We start from the raw sequence: 22665 nt of genomic DNA on the forward strand, positions 1-22665 counted from the left end.
ATGAGACACATAATTTCACTGCTATTGGAAAACCAACCGGGTGCTTTGTCTCGTGTGGTTGGCCTGTTTTCTCAGCGCGGCTACAACATCGAATCGTTGACGGTTTCACCCACCGATGACGAGACCCTATCGCGTCTCAACATCACTACGATGTCGGATGAGATGCAACTGGAGCAAATTCAAAAGCAACTGCACAAGTTAATTGATGTGCTCAAAGTGCAAGAAGTCACCGAGTTTGATCACATCGAGCGTGAGCTGATGATGGTTAAAGTTAAAGCCAGCGGTTTTGCTCGCGCGGAAGTCAAACGCACAGCGGATATTTTCCGCGGGCAGATCGTGGATGTCACCGCTTCGCAATACACAGTGCAGTTGGCGGGCAATAGTGAAAAACTCGATGCGTTTATTGATGCGATCTCCGAAGTCACCGAAGTGATTGAAGTGGCCCGAAGCGGCGTCGTGGGCATTGCACGTGGTGAGCGAGCCTTACGCGCTTAACCTGCTTGGATGCTTTCTCTTTCTGGGCCACATTATGTGGCCCTAGTTATTTATAACGACTTCGTTTGCAACTGCTTAATTTACAAAGATTTGATGAGAGTTTGTAGGGGCAAATTTGATTTATGTTATACTGCGCCCTTCATTTAGCCAGGAAGGTGTAGCTCAGAGTGAAAGTCAGAAAACTGTTCGGCATTCTTCTTCTGATCAGCGTCTTTTTTGCGGCACTCATTGCCTTTTATTACCACGATAAATATCGCTCACTACTTGATGAGAACGTGCAAAGCAGCGCCGAAGATGCGTTGAATCAGCTCGCTTACACTCAGCGCGAGTACACCAATCTCTACGGGCAGATGTTGTCGGTTCTCGATCTGCTTAAATACAACCAAACGCTGACAGATTTCATTCTCACTCCCGATCGGCAACACCAAGCGGCGTTAACCGATTTGTGGTCCTCGGTGCTACTCAATCAGAAGTGGTATACCCGCATTAGCTTACTGGATCTGTCGGGATATGAACGCTTTCGGGTAAATTACGATTTAAATGTGGGTGTTTTCCTCTCCCAAGCCCCAGCGGAAGATGTTTCTAAGGACCCGTTTTTTGCTAGTGCTCAAGCACTCAAAAATGATGAGACGGGTGTCTGGGGCGTCACGCTGGAAGAAGAACAAGGGCAACTCAAACAACCGTACACGCCAGTGATGCGCATTTTTGCGCCAGTGACCATTCGTAACCAGCGTGTGGGCTATCTGGTCATGAATCTAAACATTCGCTACATGGCGAGCCGTTTGCACTATTCGCCTGTGCAAGACTTTAACGTCGACATCATTAATCAACGCGGTTACTACGTGGTCAGCGATCAGCCAGAGAAGCTGTTCGGGGACTATCTTCCTGAACGAGAACTTTACCGCTTTAGCAAACTCTATCCGCAGAGCTGGCAAAAGTTCTCCCAGCAACAAGCGGGTTATTTTTACGACAATCAGTGTTTGGTCGTTTTTAATACTTTAGTTCTGGGCAGTCATGGTGCGCTGCATTTAGTGATTGATATGAGCGAAGAGCAGCTGATGGTGCGCTCACAGCAGGCGGTCAATGAGTTGATTCGTGAAGCCTTGATCGTTTTTTGTGTGGTGATGCTGTTTGTACTGCCCGTGACCACCGTCGCGTTGCATTATCGTCGTCACAGTATCGAAAGTAAGCTAGCGCGCGCGGCACTCAATGGCATGACGGCCGTGATGATCTCCAATACTTCGCACCGGATCATTTTGGTTAACCGAGAATTTGAGCAGATGTTCGGTTACGACAATCAGCAGATCGAAAGCAAGCGAGCATACAACTTGATCTTTTTGAGTGATGATCTCGACATCGTGATGCAGGCTTGGAATGAGTTGCAAAAAAACGATGTGTGGGAAGGGGAGATCCGCTGCCAAACTTATTTCAATCAAGTTTTGACCGCTATCATGCGTATCCAAGCCGTCAAGAACTCGGCGGGAAAAGTGAGTTACTACATCACGTCGCTGGTGGATATTACCGCGCGTAAACAGCTTGAAGAGCGGCTGCGTCATTTGAGCGAAAAAGACGAGCTGACTCAGATCTGGAACCGACGCAAGTTTGAAGAGCAGTTGCAATACTACGCCAGTCTGTTGGAACGATATCCTGCCACGCCAACAATCTGTTTGGCTCTAGTCGATATTGATCATTTCAAACGCATTAATGACGAGCAAGGGCACGATGAGGGCGATCGCGTCATCAAAGGCGTGGCGAGCCTGCTGCTGCAAAGCCTGCGCAATACCGATTTTCTTGCGCGAGTCGGTGGAGAAGAGTTTGCCATCATTATGCCACACACCACCATATCAGCGGCGGAAGTAGTTCTTAACCGTCTGCGTATTGCCATCAACGTTGCAAAAGATTTGGATGTGACGGTCAGTATCGGCTTTACCGATCTGACGTCTAACACAACCCGCAGTTACAAGTGTGCCGATATCGCCCTATACGATGCGAAAAGCTCCGGGCGAAATCGTGTTTCACTTTGCTACAGTGATGACGACATCGCTTAGTTTCTCTGCGCGGCAAATTGTCACAAAATATGTACAGTTAGACTAAAGTCTAATATTTGAACAGAATTGAACTAGACTGGTTATTAAGTAAACTGTCAATCCCTTTAAGGTTTGCTGTGATCTAAGACGATTTTCGTTGACGATTTCGTGCAACCCAGCGTGACACATTGTTCAGTTTGTCCTGTCTTGAACGGATTCAGCGCGCGTGGCGTGTTGATAAGGAAATACGCAGTTCGGGCATCAGAGGCAGAGTATGGTAAACCATTTTCTAGTGAGACTAACCTTAGGCACTTTATTGATTCTGGGGATTAAGTTGAGCGCCATCTATTTTCTATTGATGGTCGTGCTGCTTAATACTCATCACAAAGAGATCTTTGGTTGGTAACGTCGTTATAAGCAAAAAATCGGGGTCAACCCGATTTTTTATGTTCAAGGTGAAACTTACGCCGCTTCGATAGCAGACTCAATGACTTTCATTGAACCCACTAGGTGGCTATCGAGTAAGCGAGTGGCCTCTTCGACATTTTTCGCCAGCACCAGCTTCATGATCATCTCATGCTCTTCAATATTAAACAGCGCTTGGCGTTCGCTGTTTGATTGGCACAAGGCAAAATAGCGATAACGTTTGATCTGATTGATCAAATCACGGAAAAACTCAAACATATTGAGCGACTCGGAGCCCGCGAGCAGCGTGGTATAAAATTGATGATGGCGCTCTTCCCATTCTGGCCAATGCTCATCGCTCTGTTGCTGCACTTTGGACAGTTTGTGGAATGAGGTTAGTACGCTCAGCTCCCAATTTTCATCACCGCAAGCGATTGCTTTTTTGAGCAAAACGGAAGCGATGACACGTAGGCTCTCATACAGGTCGTTGAGTTCAAACTTGCACATAGGGGCAACCCAACAGCCTTTTTGCGGTTCAAGTTTTACGTATTTGGTCCAAGAGAGTTGCACTAACGCTTCGCGGATCGGAGAGGCACCAACGTCGTACTTTGCTTTTAGATCAGCAACGACTAACTTTTGCCCCGGTTTCAATGCGCCGCTTAGAATGTCGTCGCGGATCATTTTGGATACTTTGTCAGTAAGAGTAGGACTGGACACAACAAAACCTCATAGATAAAAAACGACGTATAAATAAGAAGTTATCTTTATTTAACAGTACGAAATTCTGACGGTTTTGATGATATAGCGTACGATTTTTTATCGCAAGGCGTTTCATAAAAAAAGAGGGCCGAAGCCCTCATTTCGTTTTATCTTTGTAAATTTATTTACAGTACGTGTACTGAAGCTGTGTTGGTTGTGCCAGAGGCAACAAGCGCACCAGATACCATCACAACGATGTCGCCTTTGCTACCTAGACCAGACTCAAGCGCAAGCTCTTTACCTGTTACGTAGAAAGCATCCGTGTTGTCGATTGAATCAACAACAACAGGTGTAACACCTTTAGTCAGTACAAGTTGAGCTGCTGTCTTCTTGTTGGTCGTTAGCGCAAGAATGTTTGCAGTTGGGAAGTACTTACGTACAGAACGTGCAGACTTACCACCTTCAGTTGCAACGATGATCAGTGGCGCAGCGAGTTTCTCAGCTGTGTCTACTGCACCTTTACATACCGCTTCAGTGATACGTAGGCGTGGGCTGTCTAGACGAGAGCCTAGCTCTGCTTTTAGTACAGAATCAGTACGGTTAGCGATTTGCGCCATGATAGTTACCGCTTCAACAGGGTATTTACCTTTCGCTGTTTCGCCAGAAAGCATGACTGCATCAGTGCCGTCCATGATTGCGTTCGCAACGTCACCCGCTTCTGCACGAGTTGGACGTGGGTTCTTGATCATAGAATCGAGCATTTGCGTTGCAGTGATAACCACTTTACGTGCGCGGTTACATTTCTCGATCATCATCTTCTGCGCGAAGATAACTTCTTCTGCTGGGATTTCTACACCTAGGTCACCACGAGCAACCATGATACCGTCAGAAAGTTCTAGGATTTCGTCGAAGTTATCCACACCTTCTTGGTTTTCGATCTTAGAGATGATCTGGATGTTCGCGCCGCCGTTTGCTGCGAGAACTTCACGGATCTCTTTCACGTCAGATGCTTTACGGATGAAAGAAGCAGCAACGAAGTCAACGCCTTGCTCACAACCAAATTTCAGGTCGTTTTTGTCTTTTTCAGACAGGGCTGGCAGGTTTACTGAAACGCCAGGAAGGTTAACACCTTTGTTTTCGCCTAGAGCGCCGTTGTTCAGTACTTTACACTTCACTTCAGTGGCTGTCGTTGCGATAACTTCCATCTCGATGAGGCCATCGTCAACTAGGATAGTGTTACCTACAGATAGGTCAGCCGCGAAACCTGGGTAAGTGACAGCAACAACATCTTTGTTACCGACAACAGAAGTGTCTGTGGTGAAAGTGAACTCTTGACCAGCAACTAGATCAACGTCGTCGCCGTTTTCCAGTTTGATAGTACGGATTTCAGGACCTTTAGTGTCTAGTAGGATAGCAAGTTGCTTACCTGTGTTTTCCATTACTTTACGGAAGTTCGCGATACGAGTGCCGTGTTCAACGTAGTCACCGTGAGAGAAGTTCAGGCGCATTACGTTCATGCCTGCGCTAACTAGCTCAGTTAGCTTCTCTACAGATTCAGTTTTTGGGCCAATCGTACATACGATTTTGGTCTTTTTCATGGAAGAGTCTCTCCGGTCAATATAGTTACAATTTGAAAGTCGGTTGTTGTGCTCGGGAGTGAAAAATATCGGCTTCTTGTTGTGTGCGAGCCGAGCTTTTCGTGCAAATTTACTGCCTTCCAGAGCTGTAAGTCTTTCATCAAGTTTAGTCATTTTATGACCAACTCAATGGGCAAATATTCAGGTTTTTTGTGACTTTCCCCACCTTATATGAAAAAAGTTGCAAAAAAATAACGGTCAATTCTGTAATTTATTTTCTTTTCGGGGGCGAATTCTACCATTGAATGATAGCAATATCACTGCCTAAGAATTGTCTTAGGACAAGGTTTTATCGCTATTTATTAATTTTTTGGATCAAAATAAATAGACGTAAAAGTTTCGTTTGGAATATAATAAATTTCAGAACGAAACTTTATTTTCAGTAAAAAATGTCAAAACGAAACACACAGCTCAGAAGACACGCGATTTCTAATCTGGTAAACGAGAAAGGCGAAGTCAGTGTGGATGAGCTAGCCCAAAAGTTTGATACCTCAGAAGTCACTATCCGAAAGGATCTCGCCTCTTTAGAGAAAAATGGCCAACTGCTTAGACGCTACGGTGGTGCTATTTCTATCCCAAAAGAAGTGATTCATGATGAACTCAGCAAACATGTTTCGAATCGAAAGATAAAGCTGGCAGAACTCGCCGCGGAGCTGATCCGCGACCACAATCGCATTGTCATCGACAGTGGCAGTACCACAGGGGCACTGATTCAGCAGCTCAATGGTAAACGGGGTTTGGTGGTGATGACCAACTCCTTACATGTTGCCAACGCGCTGAATGAACTGGAAAGTGAACCCACTTTGCTGATGACTGGCGGCACTTGGGATACCCATTCTGAATCCTTTCAGGGCCAAGTTGCCGAGTCGGTATTGCGCTCGTACGATTTTGATCAACTGTTTATCGGCGCTGACGGCGTTGACCTTGCGCGTGGCACCACCACGTTTAATGAACTGGTTGGTTTGAGCCAAGTCATGGCCGAAGTATCGCGAGAAGTGATCGTGATGGTGGAGTCTGACAAGGTTGGTCGAAAAATCCCGAATCTGGAGCTGGCGTGGTCGATGATCGATATCTTGATCACCGACGAAGAGCTGCTGCCGGAGCACAAAGCAGAAATTGAAGCAAACGGCGTTCGCGTCATTTGCGCCTAATCCTTATTCTTCGCCATTACTCTTGCTTGCCGAGGGCGAAGAAAACAAAAAATATCAATATGGAGAGATAACTATGTGTGGAATCGTCGGTGCGGTAGCACAGCGAGATGTGGCTGAAATTTTGGTGGAAGGTCTGCGCCGTTTGGAATATCGCGGTTATGACTCGGCGGGTGTGGCGATTGTCGATGCCGAGCACAACCTAACGCGTATTCGTCGTTTGGGTAAAGTACAAGAGCTGGCGGATGCGGTTAACCAAGCTGAAGTAATGGGTGGTACGGGTATTGCGCACACGCGCTGGGCGACACACGGCGAACCATCAGAAATCAATGCACACCCACATAAATCGGGCGATATCACTGTAGTGCACAATGGCATCATCGAAAACCACGAAGAGTTGCGCGCACTGCTGCGTGAGCGTGGCTATGTGTTTGAATCACAAACCGATACCGAAGTGATTGCGCACATGGTTGAGTGGGAACTGCGCACCTCTGCTTCACTGGTTGAAGCGGTACAAAAAACAGCGAAACAACTGGAAGGGGCTTACGGTACGGTAGCAATGGATCGCAACGATCCGTCACGCATCGTGGTTGCTCGCTCTGGTAGCCCAATCGTTATTGGTTTTGGTGTGGGTGAAAACTTCCTCGCGTCGGACCAACTGGCGCTGCTGAATGTTACGCGCCGCTTTATGTATTTGGAAGAGGGTGACGTTGCCGAGATCACGCGTCGCGAAGTGACCGTATTTGATGCTTCCGGTGAGCGTGTAGAGCGTGAAATCACTGAATCGAATGCTGAGCATGATGCTGGAGATAAAGGCAAATATCGCCATTTCATGCAAAAAGAGATCTACGAGCAACCAACGGCTCTGATCAATACCATGGAAGGGCGCATCTCTGGCGACTCTGTGGTGACGGAAGCGATTGGTGTTAACGCGGCTGAAATTTTGAGCAAAGTAGAGCACGTGCAGATCGTTGCTTGTGGAACGTCTTACAACGCTGGGATGACAGCGCGCTACTGGTTTGAAGATCTGGCCGGCGTGAGCTGTGACGTGGAAATTGCCTCTGAATTCCGCTACCGAAAATTTGTCACTCGCCCAAATAGCTTGCTGATCACTTTGTCTCAATCGGGCGAAACGGCGGACACGCTAGCGGCGCTGCGTTTAGCGAAAGAGAAAGGTTATATGGCCGCGATGACCATCTGTAACGTGGCGGGTTCTTCTTTAGTTCGTGAGTCGGATTTTGCTTTCATGACCCGCGCAGGGGTTGAGATTGGTGTGGCGTCGACCAAAGCGTTTACCACTCAACTCGCGGCACTGCTGATGCTAGTGACGGCGCTGGGCAAACAACAGCAACGTATCAGCAAAGAGAAAGAGAAAGAGATCGTTCACGCGCTGCATCAACTGCCAAAACAGATCGACGCTGCTCTGTCGTTCGAAAAAGACATTGAAGCCTTGGCTGAAGATTTTGCCGACAAGCACCACACGCTGTTCCTTGGCCGTGGCGAGTTCTATCCGATTGCGATGGAAGCGTCGCTAAAGCTCAAAGAGATCTCCTACATCCACGCTGAAGCCTACGCGGCTGGTGAACTGAAACATGGCCCGCTGGCGTTGATTGATGCCGATATGCCAGTAGTTGTGGTCGCGCCAAGCAATGAGCTACTAGAAAAGCTTAAATCTAACATCGAAGAAGTACGTGCACGCGGCGGCCTGCTGTATGTGTTTGCCGATGCGAATGCGGGCTTTGAAGCGGATGCCACCATGAAGATCATCACCATGCCGCACGTCAGTGAGATCACGGCGCCGATCTACTACACCATCCCAATGCAGTTGCTCTCTTACTATGTCGCTCTGATCAAAGGCACGGACGTGGATCAACCACGTAACCTAGCGAAAGCGGTAACGGTAGAATAAATCGCATACTAATCAAGAACCGAGGCTCTGCCTCGGTTTTTTTATGCCTGAGTGTTTGACAAGCTCACAAACAAAGACGCGCACAAAAGCGGGGTGGTGCTGAGGCCGCGAGTGGCTGTTGAGAGAGAGGAGGGAGGTGAAACAGAGGTGTTAGAATGGGCTATCCTTGCCCAATTCATTGCAGATTTCGACGATGGCCAAAGAGAGACCGGAGCGGATAACTTGTTGCCGACGTTGCAGCTGTAATTGATAAAAGCCAAGATCAATGTCGTCATCGGGTTCATCGACGCGCAGTTGCACCATTCCCATGCTTTTAACTAAATGCAGCTTTTGGATCGTTTCTAAAATGTATGGATCGGTGAACTCGTAATCGGTGCTGTCGCTGTTGAGTTTTTGTTTGAGCTTAATAATGTCTTCGATGTCGTGATAGCAGTGATCGCCTAGCACCCCAAGGCCAAACAGCAGTTTGAGGCGCACGGAGAGATCGCCAAGCGGCCCTGAATCATGCAGTAACGGGCCAACCACCGACTGAACGGCGAAGTTGTCTTTGCGGAAAATACGTTGGATAAGACCGTCAATGGCTTCAGTAAAAATATCTACGCTTTCAACAAAAAAACCTCTGACCGAAGCGGCATTATTCAAGCGTTCTATTATCTCGGTTTCGTTTAGGTTCTCTGCCATATGCTAGGTCAATATATCGTTATTATAGTAGCGGGGAGCTAAGCTCCCCGAACAGATTAAAGTTGTAGGAAAATGGCTTCGATTTGCGCCACTTCCGCACTCTCTTCAGCGAGACCCGTGTAGTGACTTAAGGTCTTTTTCACCCCAAGCTCTCGCAGCGCGTTTTGCAATTCTTGCGCTTGCGGGTCGGTCTCATTTTGGTATTTGAGCGCAGCAGCAATCCCTTTCAGCAGGGTTTGATTGTCGGTGCCGTACTCAATTGTACCCAGTAGTGGTTTGATTAATCTATCATTTTCGCCAAGCTTGCGGATTGGCTGACGCCCAACGCGATCCACTTCATCCACCAAATATGGGTTGGCAAAGCGGCCAAGAATTTTCTCGATGTAAGCATTGTGCATCTCGCGATCAAAGCCATAACGGCGGATCAGCACTTCACCACTCTCTTGCATCGCCTGTTTGACGTCTGCGTAGATTTCTTCATCCTCAATCGCTTCACGGATGGTACGGTGCCCTTTTAAACAGCCTAAGTACGCAGTGATGCAATGACCGGTGTTGAGGGTGAACAGTTTGCGCTCGACAAACGCCATCAGATTGTTGGTTTTCTCCATGCCAGCAATATCAGGGATCTCGCCTTTAAACTGTTGTTCATCGACAATCCACTCGCTAAAACTTTCCACGGTGACTTCCAGTGGGTCATCGTTGGCCGCTTCAGCAGGTGGCACGATGCGGTCAACCGCTGAATCGACAAAGCCAATCAGCTCGTCGGCTTGAGCGTGAAGCTCGGCATCTAAATGCCTGTACACTTCGCCTTTCAAATGTGTGGTGCCGCGTACCATGTTTTCACACGCAATGATATTCAGCGGTGCTCGGTTGCCAGCAGCAAACCGTTGTGCGATGCCTTTGGCAATCGTCTTGGCGATGATATCGAGCACGTTTGGCCCCACAGCGGTAGTGACCAAATCGGTTTTCACAATTTGCTCAATCACATCGTCACTGGCGGAGTTGACCGCAGTAACATGCGTTACGGTGTCGATTTGGCACTCACTGCCGACCACTTTCACTTTGTACTGTTGTTTGTGGCTGAGTTGATCGACTAAGGGAGCGTTGACGTCGGCAAAGGTGACTGCCACATCCGCATCGGCGAGCAGTTTGCCAATAAAACCACGACCAATGTTACCTGCGCCAAAATGAACTGCATTTTTCATATTCTTACCTACCAAAATTAAATCAATGAACGAGACGAAGATGAGGTCAACCGCATAGGGGGTGACAGCTGACCTCGGTTTGCTCAGGAGCAAAAAGGTTGACTCAGAGGCTTACGCGGCTTGTTGACCGCTCAAGATGTTGAGGATTTCTTCAACATCCTGGGTGCTGGTCAGCCTTTCAATTGCTTCTGGCTCGTCAAGTGCGTTGGTAATGGTGGTAATCACCTGAATGTGTTCATCGTTTTTCGCCGCGATGCCAATCACTAACTTAGCCACGTCGTCGGCATCATCGGTAAACTGGATGCCAGCTGGGTATTGGCAGATCACGATCCCGGTTTTTTTCACGCGATCTTTCGCTTCTACCGTGCCATGCGGTACGGCGATCGATTCGCCCAGATAAGTGGGCACCAGCGCTTCGCGTGCAAACATCGCATCAACGTACTCTGGCTCGGCGTAACCTAATTCAACCAACTTGTTCCCCGCAAAACGGATCGCCTCTTCTTTGTTGGTCGCTTTCAATCCGAGGTGGATGTTTTCACGTTGGATTTGAAAAACCGAAGGTTGCTGAGGGTTGTAATGGTCGTCGTTGGCCGCCATTAATGACACTTTCACCGCATTTTCATCGTTTGCCGCCGACGGCTTTTGCGCAGCGAGCAGTTTGGTCACCAGTTGGTTGTACATCTCGCCATCGAGGAAATTCACCAGTGAGATGTGGTGAGCGTTTGGCGCGTGCTTGCGTGCACGGTCAGTGAGATCTTTATGAGTAATCACGATATCGGCACTCTCGGTTAGGCTGTTAATGGCAAGGTTAGTGACGTGGATAGTCAGTCCTGCCTCTTGTACTTTCTTGCGTAGCATACTCGCGCCCATCGCGCTTGAGCCCATGCCTGCATCACAAGCGACGATAATGCTTTGTACTTTGGTCAGATCAACGTTGCCCTTGCTCTGATTGCTTGCACTCACTGCGCCTTTTGACGCCGACTTCATGTTTTTCATTTGTGAGGTTGCTTTGGCCAACGCCGCTTCATCACCTTCTTCTTCGCTTGAGCTCTGGGTTTTCATCAGCAGTGAAGCCACCGTGAAAGAAACCGTTGCCGCCGAGATGATAGACGCAAGTACACCGACGATAGACGCTTTTTGTGTCATTAGCAGCACTGCGAAGATCGAGCCAGGAGAGGCAGGAGAGACGATGCCTGCATCAAATACGGTAAGGACGAATACGCCAGTCATGCCGCCCGCGATTGCTGCGAGGATCAAGCGTGGATTCATCAAAATGTATGGGAAGTAGATCTCATGAATACCACCGAAGAAGTGGATGATGGAGGCGCCGCCAGCGGTTTGACGCGCTGTGCCTTTACCAAACACCATGTACGCCAATAGGATGCCAAGACCTGGACCTGGGTTTGCTTCAATCAAGAAGAAGATCGATTGGCCCATTTCAGAGGCTTGCTGAATGCCCAGCGGTGAGAAAATACCGTGGTTGATTGCGTTGTTCAGGAAGAGAATTTTCGCAGGCTCAACAAAAATGGAGGTAAGAGGGAGCAGGTGTGCTGAAACTAGGAAGTTTACCCCTGCCGCCAAACCGCCAGAAAGGATTTTGACAAATGGGCCAATCAGGAAGAAAGCCAAAATAGCGCAGAGCATACCAATGATGCCAGCGGAGAAGTTGTTAACCAACATCTCAAAGCCGCTTTTGATTTTCCCTTCGACTTTTTTATCAAAGGTTTTGATTGCCCAGCCGCCAAGTGGGCCGACCATCATTGCCCCCATAAACATGGGGATATCGGTACCGACGATGACACCCATGGTGGTGATGGCACCGACGACAGCGCCGCGATCGCCACCGACCAGTTTACCGCCGGTGTAACCGATCAGCAGTGGCAGTAAGTAGGTAATCATAGGGCCAACCATGGACGCTAAGGTCTCATTGGGCAGCCATCCGGTTGGAATGAAAAGTGCGGTAATAAAGCCCCAAGCGATGAATGCGCCTATGTTGGGCATGACCATGTTAGACAGAAAACGACCAAAATTTTGTATCTTGATCTTTGCATCTGGTGATATCATATGTGTTCCCCGTTTGATGTTCTGATGAATATTGTTGTAGTAAAACGGTTCGCCAAAACCGTCTGATTGCTTAATTCACAGTCAATTTACCACACATTCTTCAATTGGAACTGACAACGGGTTTTTCGTGATCAGCGCCTGATTTTCCCACCCAAGCAAACGTTTTTTAAGTGATGGCGATCAATTAATTGATATGTAACTTAATAACGAAAAGCTAATTCTTTATTTGTCAATAAAAATATTAGTGACAAGTGTCATATTTAACTAAATTGTAAATAAAAATATTTCGTGACATTGATCACTTCTGATTTATTTTTATTCGTGAAATAAAATATTTTAGTGATGAAAATCACCTTTTGTTTTTTATTGTTAAAATCCAAAGTGTGATCTGAGTTGGCTTTTGCTGTTTTTTGAAACTTTTTGACAAGAATTAAGCGGGCTTTTCGGTGGGAGGCGACACTGAAGAAGAACGCACAGTGCCGCCGAATTGTAGCTTTGAGTTATTGTGTGTTGCTTTGCAAATAGGCTTGGGTAGAGATGTTGGTCCAAGCACGTACTTTCTTCAGATACTGCTCTTGTGAGTCAATGATCTCTTTTGCCAAAGGATCTTTGGCTGCTTCTTCCGCGAGCAACTCTTGGGTGGCGGTTCGCATCGCAGCGAGCACCTGAGGCGGAAAGTCGCGCACTTTGATGTCGGGATACTCGCTTTTCATCGTTGCCCAACTGCTGGCATTGGCATCCACCGCTTGGGTGTACATGTCAAACGCCGCGACGCGAAATGCTGTTTCTAAGATCACTTGGAGATCCTTGGGTAATTTATCCCACGTCTTCTTATTGACTAAGAATTGGGTTTCCGAGCCCGGTTCATGCCAAGCGGTGTAATAGTAAGGGGCGATCTTCTGAAATCCCATGCGCAGATCAAACGCAGGCCCGACCCATTCCAGCGCATCTATGGTGCCGCGCTCAAGCGACGTATACAGCTCACCGGGAGCAATGTTGGTTGGCTTTGCGCCGACACGGGCCAGTACTTCTCCAGCAAAGCCCGGAATACGCATTTTCAGCCCTTGTAAATCTTCCAGTGAGTTGATCTCTTTTTTAAACCAACCGCCCATTTGAATATCAGAATTGCCACCGGGGAAGGAGAGCAGATTGTGCGGCGCATACACTTTTTCCATCAGCTCCATACCGCCGCCGTGATAAAACCACGCGTACTGCTCCATGGTGACCATGCCAAACGGCATTGAAGAAAAATAGAGGGTATTTGGCACTTTGCCTTTCCAATAGTAAGAGCTGGAATGGCCGAGATCGTATTGACCCGATTTCACCATATCAAACACGCCAAGCGGCGCTTTGTGTTTGTTGGCGGAATCAATACGGATTTGCAAACGCCCGTTGGACATCTCTTGTGCCAGTTTGGCCATATTCTTCGACGCATCGCCTAGAATGGGCGTGTTTGGCCCCCAAGTTTCCGCGAGCTTGAGACGATAGACATCGGCGGAAAAAGCGGAAAAAGAGAGCAGAGCGACAGACGCAATCAGCGCCCGTTTGACTAGCGATTGGCAGAGTTTGTTGGCTGGCATGGCTTCCTCGTTATCGATTGTTGTTTGCCAACAGAGTCAAAGCAGATCAATTTCTCGTCAACTGAGCAGCTAGTTAAAATGAGCGTGTCGAATCGACTAAATGACTGCATTTTGATGATTTATTAATCGTTTCTTGAAGAGTTCTGTTTAATCAGCGGTATAAAGCTTCGATAAATGTCTTGTCAGTAAGAGTAAGATCGTGATTTTAAAACTGCAGAAGCAGTCACGGGCTGGTGACTCGTGACTGCTTGCGGTGGATGTTCGTTGTTCAGGGCTGTTTATCCTTCAAGGGCTTGATGATGCTTGAGATACGCTTCGGCGCCGCTTACGGTCATGTATTTCGCCAGAGTCTTCTCGGGGACATCACGCAAGTCCACCACGATCAGGCCATCCAGTGCGTTGTTAAACGCAGGATCGACATTAAAGCACACCAGTTTGCCATTGAGTCCTAAATATTGCCGTAACAGCACAGGTACGCTTTTCCCTTCATCGAGACGGGCAATAACGCGCGACAACAGTTGCAAATCGCCGAGCGCCGTCAACATGCTGGTGTTCCAGCCTAGGTGAGCCTCGGGCAGCGGATTGAGTGGCTTCACATGTTCGGCATTGGCCGTATCATAATGGTGCAGCGTCATCGATTGGGCCAGTAGCTGTCGCGCTGCTGGGCTGTAATCGTTGCTGATGCTCACCGGACCGAACAGATGCGTGTATTGAGGATGCTGGTGGACGAAAGTGGCGATCCCTTTCCACAGCAGCAGCAGCGCGCTCATGCTGCGTTGGTACTCGGCGGTGATCACCGAGCGTCCCATTTCAATCGACTGACCAAGCTGAGAAAGAAAACGCTGATCGTACTCAAACAGAGTGCGTGAATAAAGGCCATCAATCCCTAGTTGCGCTTGCAGCTCGTCCACTAAGCCAAGACGATAAGCGCCCACTAAGCATTGCTGTTCATCATCCCACACAAACAGATGATGGTAGTAGTGATCAAAATGGTCGATATCTATCGCGTTACCCGTTCCTTCGCCGACGGCGCGAAAGTTAATTTCACGTTGGCGGCCAATTTCATGCAGCAAAGAGGGGATTTGCGATGCTTTGGTACAATAGACGCTGAACTCACCCTGTTTCAACAGCCGTGCATCACGTGGCAGCATAGCCAACTCGCGCAGCAGTATTGTTTTGTCGAGCGGCTGCGCAATCGGCTCTTGGCTCTCTGAGTCACGATTGGACGCTACTTGGCCGTCCCCTCTGTGGCCGAGTAAATACGTGTTGAGGCGCAAATAACTGACCAACTGCTCATCATTGAGCGTGGTCACTTCTTTGTATTTTATCGCTTGACCAATGGAGAGTTGGATCGGCTGGTTGTTTTTGTTCAGCAGTTCCCGCCCGAGCATCAGCGTGCGCAGTAAGGGGTGAATTTTGCCCGCCATATAAAAGCGCTGCGAGTTTTGTCCATTAATAAACACGGGCACCGCGGTGGCTCTGTTCTTGCGGATCAAGGCGCTGACAGAGCGGCTCCAGTCTTTATCTTCCACTCGGCGCTGTTTGCGGTCGACCAATTGCGACACCTCGCCCGCAGGGAAGACCAACAATAAGCCGCCCTGAGCAAGGTGTTTGTTGGCGTCGCGCAGTGCTTTCATATTGGATTTCATCGCATCTTTGCTTTCAAATACATCGACACCGATAAACAGCTTATCCAGCTCCGGCACAGTTTTGAGGTATTGATTGGCTAAGATCTGCACGTCGCTGCGAATGGTGAGCAGTAGCTCCGCCAAAATAACCCCTTCGACACAACCAAGCGGATGGTTCGCCACCACTACCGTTGGGCCGATTTGCGGTACGGAATCCAATGACCCGCGCGCGATATGATAGTCGATACCCAGCACTTGCAAGGTATAACGCAGAAAAGCAGGGGTATTGCAGCCCACTGGGCGCTGCATATAAAACTTATCCAGTTTGCTCAAACCGGTCATCCACTCCGCGACGTTTTCGCCGATGCCAAATGGGGTCTTACGTGGGAGACGGAAAGGACTGCTTGTTGTCATAGTCACCTCTAGACAGGATTGCTAAAGGCATGCTAAGGCGGCTTTGTGACAGCCAAGCGGCACAATGATGAGGCTTTAGTGACGCGCGCGTGACAGTTCAGTGAAGGGGCTTTTAAGTTCAATGCAACAATGATTAATTTAATTGATATAAATAATCCATCGCTCACAAATTATACTAATTTTGCATCAAATCCTAAGTTTGGGTGTTAACTTGCAAATGCGGGATAAAAAAAATAACGCATAAGTCAATAAACCTTTGTTTTGCTGCTCTGGAAAAACGGGAATCGATATCGGTTCCCGTTTCTCTTTCTTCTTCACGGCGTTTCTTAGTCTTGAAGCAATAAATACGCTATGTTTTAGCCAGTTACCCATTTTCCCCACTAAGGACAGAATAATGAAAGAGCTCAATAGTAGGGCCGCGTTGATTTTAGGTATTTCCCTGATGCTAGGCTTGGGATTGCTCGGCTATTTTTTGCAGCAGACCGCGATTCAGTTTAAAGCGTATGAGCGCGTGGTGACGGTCAAAGGCTTATCGGAGCGAGAATATCCAGCAGACACCGTTATCTGGCCGATCCAATTTACCGTCGCTGATAACGATGTGCAGAAACTGTTTACTCGGGTCGAGAGCCAAACGGCCATCATTGAAACGTTCCTCAAAGAAGCGGGGATTGACGAAAACGTCACGCTCGCAGCGCCAGCGGTGATCGACAAAAAAGCGCAACAATATGGCGGTGAAATGGAGCCGCAATATCGCTATCTGGCGACACAGACGATCACCGTGTTCAGTACCCAAGTGGATGCCGTTCGCCAAGCCATCAGCCAAATTGGCCGTTTGGGTAAGCAAGGCATCGTCTTCAACCAAGATCCTTACTACAACTCTGTGGTATACAGCTTTACGAAACTTAATGATGTCAAACCCGACATGATTGAAGAAGCCACTAAGAACGCCCGTGAAGTGGCAGAAAAATTTGCCAAAGATTCGCACAGTACCCTTGGCAAAATTCGCAATGCTTCCCAAGGTCAGTTCACGATTTATGAGCGCGATAGCAACACACCACATATTAAAATCGTCCGCGTAGTATCGACGGTGCAGTACTATTTGTCGGATTGAACAATGCAAAAATGCAAAAGGGCAGATTCATTCTGCCCTTTTGTACTTTTACTGCGTGTCACGACTGAATCTAACGGCTCGGCTTGATTGATGTATTGCGTGCAACCCAGCTCTGCATCGTATCTTTTTCCTCATCAGTAATTAGACCTGCAGAGAGTAAATCATTATGATAATGCGCCATACAACTCACCACTTGTCCTTTGTTTCTCGCGTTTATTTTGCAACTGTCATATTGTGCGTTCCAAAGCATACTCAGTGGAACGCCATAATTATTTGGACGATCAGTGACTCCGGGGACGATATCACCACTAATTACTTGGTTAAGTTGGTCCATACCATCAGGCTCTACTTATAACTGGCCGCGTGAAATCGTCGAACATCATCTAGTAAAATAGATTATCAGACGTCGGCATTTTTAGCCCAAACCGACGTCAATAGTTCACGGGTGGATAGTTACTATTTTTGTATTAGAGATGCTAGATCTCACTTAAGTTTCAAAAAATCAATACGGACGTGCTGAAGCAACCAATCTTAGAGGGCGTTCCTCTTCAAGAATATAAATATCACCATTGTCGGTATATAGAGCAAAACCAGCGTTAACTGGGACGACCCTCTCTATTCTTGCTGAAATTTCTTGGTTTCTATAACTACCTCCGGCTTCTTTAAAACCCCATGTCATAACTATCACATATGGTTGTTCGGTAGATTGATAATCTTTTACAAAAAGGTATGCTCCTTCATTAGAAAAGAGTGTTCCAGCTTTGCCGGATATACCGACTCCCCCTATATCTGAAAAATCTATATGGCTTGGTCGATTGTTGTCGTAGTAATAAAATGGGGTGTATCCTCGAGACTCGACTTTTGCACCCAAGTCCCAAATCCCTTGCCATGAAATAACAGAGCCATCAGAAAGAATTGCAGAATAACCATTACCATTTGAAGCTACGTTTACGACATCGGTTAACTTGAGATCGTGTTTTACTGACTCAGAGTAGATGTTGCCGCCTGTAAAGATACTGCCCCAAGTCACCACTTTGCCATCAAATGTAGTTGCTGCAAATGAATTAGATGCGGCATCAATTGACTTAACGTTGGTTAAAGGGACCTCTAAGTTATAACTGGTCGACTTTTTTACAGTTTCATAATGTGCAGGAATCGTGACTTGCTTTTTGCGCCACCCACAAACAGAATCAATGCCGTCATAATTTTCGTCTAACCGACAAGTTTTAGTCGTAGCAACATATTGTTGCTCGAAGGTATAATAGTCGTAAGAGAAAGTTCCTCCGTGTGCGCGATTTCCCCATACACCAACACTATTGTCTTGTGTTATATAAGCAAAAGCATGATCATTATTTATTAGAGATCGAACACCGTCACTTACTTCCTCAGCTTGTGAGTTAGAAAGAGGATCCCAGCGATAGAGATTGCTTTGATCAGTTAAGATTGCATAATTGCCAAGGTAGGAGTCTTTCAATTCGGAAAACTTAACAACACTACCAGCTAGGGTTGAACATGACTTACTGCCATTTTTTATGTTGAATATACATGTTTCTCCCTGATCAGATTCAGTAGCTAAACTCTCATTGCTACTAAAAATGCTGTTTACACTGCTGACCTGTAATTTCTCAACCTTATCATCTTTACCAACTAAAAAGACATTTCCCGCTTCTGTTAACACAGCGAAGTAATGGTCTAAAAGACTTATATCTTTAATTCCTTCGGAGTTAATAAAGGAGAGATGGTCATTGCTGTGGTTTATAGGTCCCCATACATAGAAGTTTCCATTGCTCTTGAGTCCACCAAATGCGAATTGAGTTGCAAAGATTTTTTTAAACCCAGAATTGTCAACAGCAGATAGTTTTTGAAATCGTCCGACAGCGTGGTATGCCATAGAACCATCTAAGATGTGATCCCATTCGAGAATAGTCCCATCGCTATACAAAGTTACTTTACTGTAGTCATTTGAAACTTGATCAATAGGAAAAGCTTTATTGAAAGTCTTTGTAAATGTTGAAGAAAGTTGGTCATGGTATTGGAGATTGATAGAAACCTCTATCGGTAAAATATGTTCTCCTTTTGAAAGTGTATAGTTACAACTATCAGATACTTTCTTGTCGCCAATTTTCCACGAGCAAGTAAATATTTGACTCCCATCAAGCACACCATCTGTTGATGCTAGTGCTAACAAACTATCTTGACTTGTATACTCATTTTCTCGGTGAGATGAATAAAGCTCAGATTTAAGCCTGATATCGGTAATCGATATACCCTGGTTCGGAGAGGGAGGGTTGGGTTGTGATGGAGTGACATTATTATCATCATTCCCTCCACAACCGACTAAAACAAGCAAAACTAAAAATGGTGATTTGAATTTCATATCTCTATTTCTTAAAGGACATAATTAGCGTGAGGGTAGTAGCTATGGCTCTTCTTTGTCCCCTCAACCATCTAATTGAAATACTAACTACGATGCTCAACCTTGCGCTTTTAGTATACTTTACAAGTTTTAAAAGGCATACTAATTTTAAATGTTAAAGATTAATCACTATAACGTGATTTTCACTGTTCAAGCTGCGAAGGAAGAAGAGTTAGAGTGGTTAGTTAAGTATTTGACTGTCGAACACCAAGACTTTTACGATAAGTTTCGAGATAACCTGCGCAAGAAGAAAAAGAGAGCACAAAAAAAGAAAGTCCAAACGCGTAATTTAAATGCTGAAGAAAAGGTGAGCAGAGCAGGAAAGTTAGCTCACAAACGGTTTCCTATGTGACAAGTCCAGTATGACATGAAAGACAGCATGCGATGGATAATAGTCTTCTTCGTTAGAGAGAGCATCGCCTACCCAATTTTGACTCTGATTTAGGTGGCTGCGGCTAATATGATTACGTCAAAGAGCTAAAACTGTCCAGAACTTGAAAGATTTGCCTCAAGTACCTTCCTCTCCGACAGACTTCATCTTCAAAGAGATCAGCAAAAATAGGTTTTCCAAATCACGAGATCTTAGAGCCCAATATCGATGGTTATTTATCAAAGCATGGCTGTATTCTTATCTTAGAAAGTACAATTTAACGCTATCTGAAGTAGCAGAGCAGATATCTCGGGATGATGATTTCTTCTACATGTCTGACATGCCAAAGCTGGGTGATTTCGAAAAGCAAGTACACAAAGACGAGATACAACAAGCACGATTTCTAGATCTAAAAAACAACTTCTCTGCATGGAAGAACGATAAGTCCAAAGATGGCTATATTCACAGTCAAATCCTAGCTAGTAGTAAAGACCAAGCTTAGCAACAACCTCATTCAATCCACTCAAGGAGAAGCAGCAATGCTTCTCCTTTTTTTTAGTGCGCCGAGCATGGTGTCAACCTAGGAGGTGAAAGTCCTCTACGTGCCTTGTCGAGCAGGTGTAGTGGTCAAGTAAAACTGGCCACGGGTTTATAGTTAAGCCAGTATCTTCGCTCTGACTCGTTTGGACTCAAGCCACCGTTGTAATGGTGTGGCCTGACGTTGCTGTAATACCCCAGGATATAGTGGGTGATTGCCAGCTTGGCCTCGGCAAAGTTCCGATAGCCTGTTTCCGGTATCCATTCCGTTTTCAAACTCCTGAAAAATCGCTCCATTGGGCTGTTGTCCCAGCAATTCCCGCGGCGACTCAGGCTTTGGGTTATCTGGTAACGCCACAGCAATTGCCGGAAGGAGCGACTGGTATAGTGACTGCCCTGGTCACTGTGGAACATCACGCCTTTAGGCCTGCCTCGTTGCTCAAATGCCATGTTCAACGCCTGCTTGGTCAACTCGCTGTCCGGTGAGTGCGACATCGCCCAGCCCACGGGTTTACGGGCAAATAAATCCATTACCACGGCCAAATAGGCCCAGCGAGTACCTGTCCAGACATAGGTCACATCGCCGCACCACACTTGGTTAGGTGCCACCACGTCAAACTGGCGGTTCAACCGATTCGGGATGTCGACATGCTCCTGATTGGCTTTCTTATAAGCATGCTTCGGCAATTGGCAACTGACCAATTCCAGCGTCTTCATTAACCGTCCTGCACGGTAGCGGCTTAATGCAAAACCCCGGGCAGTAGCGATATCGGCGATGGTTCTTGCCCCGGCGGAGCCATTGCTCTCACGGTGGATTTGCCGGATTGTGCTGTGTAAACGCACCGCCTTTGGGCATATCCGCTTATCCCGGCTTAACCAATACCTGTAGCTGCTGCGCTGGACATCAAACACCTTGCACAGCCAGACGACCGGGTACTTTTCCCGGTGGCTCTTGTTGAGTTTCTCGATTAGCGAGAAGTGTTCATGGAGTCCGACATCAACAGAGCTGTAGCCTTTTTTAGGACTTCCTTTTCCAATTCCAGCCGTTCAATGCGCTTCTTTAATTCGCGGATTTCAACCTGCTCTGGGGTCATGGGCGAGGCCTTGGGAGACTTGCCTGAACGCTCTTCTCGCAGTTGACTGACCCATTTGCCAATCGTGGAATAGTCCACCCCCATTGCCTGGGCGGCCTCCTTCTGGGAGTAGCCTTGATCAACCACCAGTTGAGCCGTTTCCAGACGGAACTCAGGGCTAAAATTCGGTCCTTTTTTCTTTGCCATTTCGTCACCTACTGCTGCTACGGGTGTAATCATAACAGCTCTAATCAGGTGGCCAAATTCACTATGCCACTACAATCCTACCTGACTTCCTGCATGATGTAGTTTCTGTAATTTTGCCGACGGAGTCGTCGGTCCGGTCTCTATCCGGTCTTTAGCTGCGATTTTGGCTAGATACCGAGCTGGACACGAACCCTAATGTAAGTTTCCTATTTAGGTTTTCCGTCCAGTTTGCCGTCGTCGTCGACGGCTGTTCCATCTGATTCGACTAACTCAACTCGACACCCTAACTCATACCAGATTTGCGCTGTAATCCAGTATGTCATTGGTTTTTTCCGATTTCAGTATGAATACCAGTTCGGTGATTAGCCGCTGTTTCTGGTGCTGTGGTTGAGTGCCGATGACTACTGACCTAAATCACTTACGAGATAACAGACCGATTACCACTGAGGGTAATCGGTCATCATGATTCAACATTCATCTGTTTCTAATCTTCGGTGCTGAGTCTCCTGCGTAATCTCAGCTAGAACCCCATTCAGGTATCTAAATTATATTTATATTAATAACTAGACCTAATGGAACGGAATGTTGGTTATATTTTTGTTGGTTCCAGCGCGAAGTTTTTCTGGGATTCAGTTCTGGTGTTGAGTGGTATGTATCTGCTCTGATTTGCGTTGTACAGACGAGAGAAGGTTCTGATGGTGGGTATCACTCTGGACTAGGAACTGTGACTCGGTGGTGACTACATGGAGAGTTTCGCCTGACCTAATGGACCAGAGCTTACCGGAAGTAGCCATTGTTAAGAGAAAGGGGACCGGATATAGACCGGACTAGAAAAGACAAAGGCTCGTAGATTTCTCTACGAGCCTTCTGGAATATGGTGGCCCCTCCCAGACTTGAACTGGGGACCAATCGATTATGAGTCGACTGCTCTAACCACTGAGCTAAGGGGCCAAATAAGAGCCAAGATTATAGGAGAACTAGGGCAGGGTGTCTAGACGTTATAACGGCTAATTGCGCTTAGTTTTTATTCACTTAGCATAATAAAAAACAAAAAAGGTG

The 22665-nt window shown here is 46.9% G+C and carries 16 protein-coding genes and 1 tRNA gene; 6 read left to right on the forward strand and 11 right to left on the reverse strand.

Annotation, left to right across the window (positions count from 1 at the left end):
• Together ilvN and EWA64_RS10865 are read left to right on the forward strand one after the other, a co-directional pair.
• Complete coding sequence (gene ilvN, locus EWA64_RS10860; protein WP_039423616.1) at positions 1-495, forward strand: acetolactate synthase small subunit; 495 nt, start codon at positions 1-3, stop codon at positions 493-495.
• 167 nt (positions 496-662) lie between these two features.
• Positions 663-2543, forward strand: coding sequence for a sensor domain-containing diguanylate cyclase (locus tag EWA64_RS10865; protein ID WP_061895257.1), 1881 nt, complete (start codon positions 663-665; stop codon positions 2541-2543).
• Between the two features lie 441 nt (positions 2544-2984).
• Here EWA64_RS10865 and EWA64_RS10870 read toward each other — a convergent pair whose 3' ends face one another.
• Together EWA64_RS10870 and pykF are read right to left on the reverse strand one after the other, a co-directional pair.
• Positions 2985-3644 (reverse strand): GntR family transcriptional regulator, encoded by a 660-nt coding sequence (locus EWA64_RS10870; RefSeq protein WP_061895256.1) that lies wholly within the window; start codon positions 3642-3644, stop codon positions 2985-2987.
• 167 nt (positions 3645-3811) lie between these two features.
• The gene (gene pykF, locus EWA64_RS10875) at positions 3812-5224 is read right to left on the reverse strand and encodes a pyruvate kinase PykF (protein WP_061895255.1); all 1413 of its coding nucleotides are present in this window, start codon (positions 5222-5224) and stop codon (positions 3812-3814) included.
• Positions 5225-5652: 428 nt separating this feature from the next.
• On the opposite strand from pykF, the gene EWA64_RS10880 reads away from it, so the two are divergent.
• Together EWA64_RS10880 and glmS are read left to right on the forward strand one after the other, a co-directional pair.
• Complete coding sequence (locus EWA64_RS10880) at positions 5653-6414, forward strand: DeoR/GlpR family DNA-binding transcription regulator (RefSeq protein ID WP_061895254.1); 762 nt, start codon at positions 5653-5655, stop codon at positions 6412-6414.
• A 73-nt stretch (positions 6415-6487) separates the two neighbouring features.
• A complete protein-coding gene (gene glmS / locus EWA64_RS10885; RefSeq protein ID WP_061895253.1) occupies positions 6488-8320 on the forward strand; it encodes a glutamine--fructose-6-phosphate transaminase (isomerizing) in 1833 nt (610 codons plus the stop codon).
• A 150-nt stretch (positions 8321-8470) separates the two neighbouring features.
• Here glmS and EWA64_RS10890 read toward each other — a convergent pair whose 3' ends face one another.
• From EWA64_RS10890 to EWA64_RS10910, 5 genes are all read right to left on the reverse strand, one after another.
• On the reverse strand, positions 8471-9001 hold the full coding sequence (locus EWA64_RS10890) for an MltR family transcriptional regulator (protein ID WP_061895252.1): 531 nt from the start codon (positions 8999-9001) through the stop codon (positions 8471-8473).
• Positions 9002-9057: 56 nt separating this feature from the next.
• Entirely contained in the window at positions 9058-10206 is a 1149-nt protein-coding gene (locus EWA64_RS10895; protein WP_061895251.1) for a mannitol-1-phosphate 5-dehydrogenase, read from the reverse strand.
• 111 nt (positions 10207-10317) lie between these two features.
• Positions 10318-12270, reverse strand: coding sequence for a PTS mannitol transporter subunit IICBA (locus tag EWA64_RS10900; RefSeq protein ID WP_061895250.1), 1953 nt, complete (start codon positions 12268-12270; stop codon positions 10318-10320).
• 500 nt (positions 12271-12770) lie between these two features.
• Entirely contained in the window at positions 12771-13850 is a 1080-nt protein-coding gene (locus EWA64_RS10905; RefSeq protein WP_061895249.1) for a TRAP transporter substrate-binding protein, read from the reverse strand.
• Between the two features lie 278 nt (positions 13851-14128).
• Positions 14129-15892, reverse strand: a complete 1764-nt coding sequence (locus EWA64_RS10910; RefSeq protein ID WP_061895248.1) for a bifunctional lysophospholipid acyltransferase family protein/GNAT family N-acetyltransferase — start codon at positions 15890-15892, stop codon at positions 14129-14131.
• Positions 15893-16286: 394 nt separating this feature from the next.
• Here EWA64_RS10910 and EWA64_RS10915 point away from each other — a divergent pair, with 394 nt between their 5' ends.
• Positions 16287-17003, forward strand: coding sequence for an SIMPL domain-containing protein (locus tag EWA64_RS10915; RefSeq protein WP_039437528.1), 717 nt, complete (start codon positions 16287-16289; stop codon positions 17001-17003).
• Between the two features lie 70 nt (positions 17004-17073).
• On the opposite strand, the gene EWA64_RS10920 is transcribed toward EWA64_RS10915, so the two are convergent.
• Together EWA64_RS10920 and EWA64_RS10925 are read right to left on the reverse strand one after the other, a co-directional pair.
• Positions 17074-17337, reverse strand: coding sequence for a hypothetical protein (locus EWA64_RS10920; protein ID WP_061895247.1), 264 nt, complete (start codon positions 17335-17337; stop codon positions 17074-17076).
• 168 nt (positions 17338-17505) lie between these two features.
• Positions 17506-19380, reverse strand: coding sequence for an RCC1 domain-containing protein (locus tag EWA64_RS10925; protein ID WP_065860340.1), 1875 nt, complete (start codon positions 19378-19380; stop codon positions 17506-17508).
• A 151-nt stretch (positions 19381-19531) separates the two neighbouring features.
• Here EWA64_RS10925 and EWA64_RS10930 point away from each other — a divergent pair, with 151 nt between their 5' ends.
• Positions 19532-19771, forward strand: coding sequence for a hypothetical protein (locus EWA64_RS10930; RefSeq protein ID WP_061895246.1), 240 nt, complete (start codon positions 19532-19534; stop codon positions 19769-19771).
• Positions 19772-20416: 645 nt separating this feature from the next.
• Here the strand turns inward: EWA64_RS10930 and EWA64_RS10935 are convergent.
• Together EWA64_RS10935 and EWA64_RS10940 are read right to left on the reverse strand one after the other, a co-directional pair.
• Positions 20417-21606, reverse strand: a protein-coding gene (locus tag EWA64_RS10935) for an IS3 family transposase (RefSeq protein ID WP_439655066.1) whose coding sequence is annotated in 2 segments (ribosomal slippage) — positions 20417-21339 and positions 21339-21606 — 1191 coding nt in all. Because the reading frame shifts where the segments join, the coding sequence is not laid out codon by codon here.
• A gap of 875 nt (positions 21607-22481) precedes the next feature.
• Positions 22482-22557: transfer RNA gene (locus EWA64_RS10940), tRNA-Ile, on the reverse strand.
• Between the last annotated feature and the right edge of the window lie 108 nt (positions 22558-22665).

The organism is Vibrio cidicii, from assembly GCF_009665415.1.
In the GTDB taxonomy this organism is placed as follows: Bacteria; Pseudomonadota; Gammaproteobacteria; order Enterobacterales; family Vibrionaceae; genus Vibrio; species Vibrio cidicii.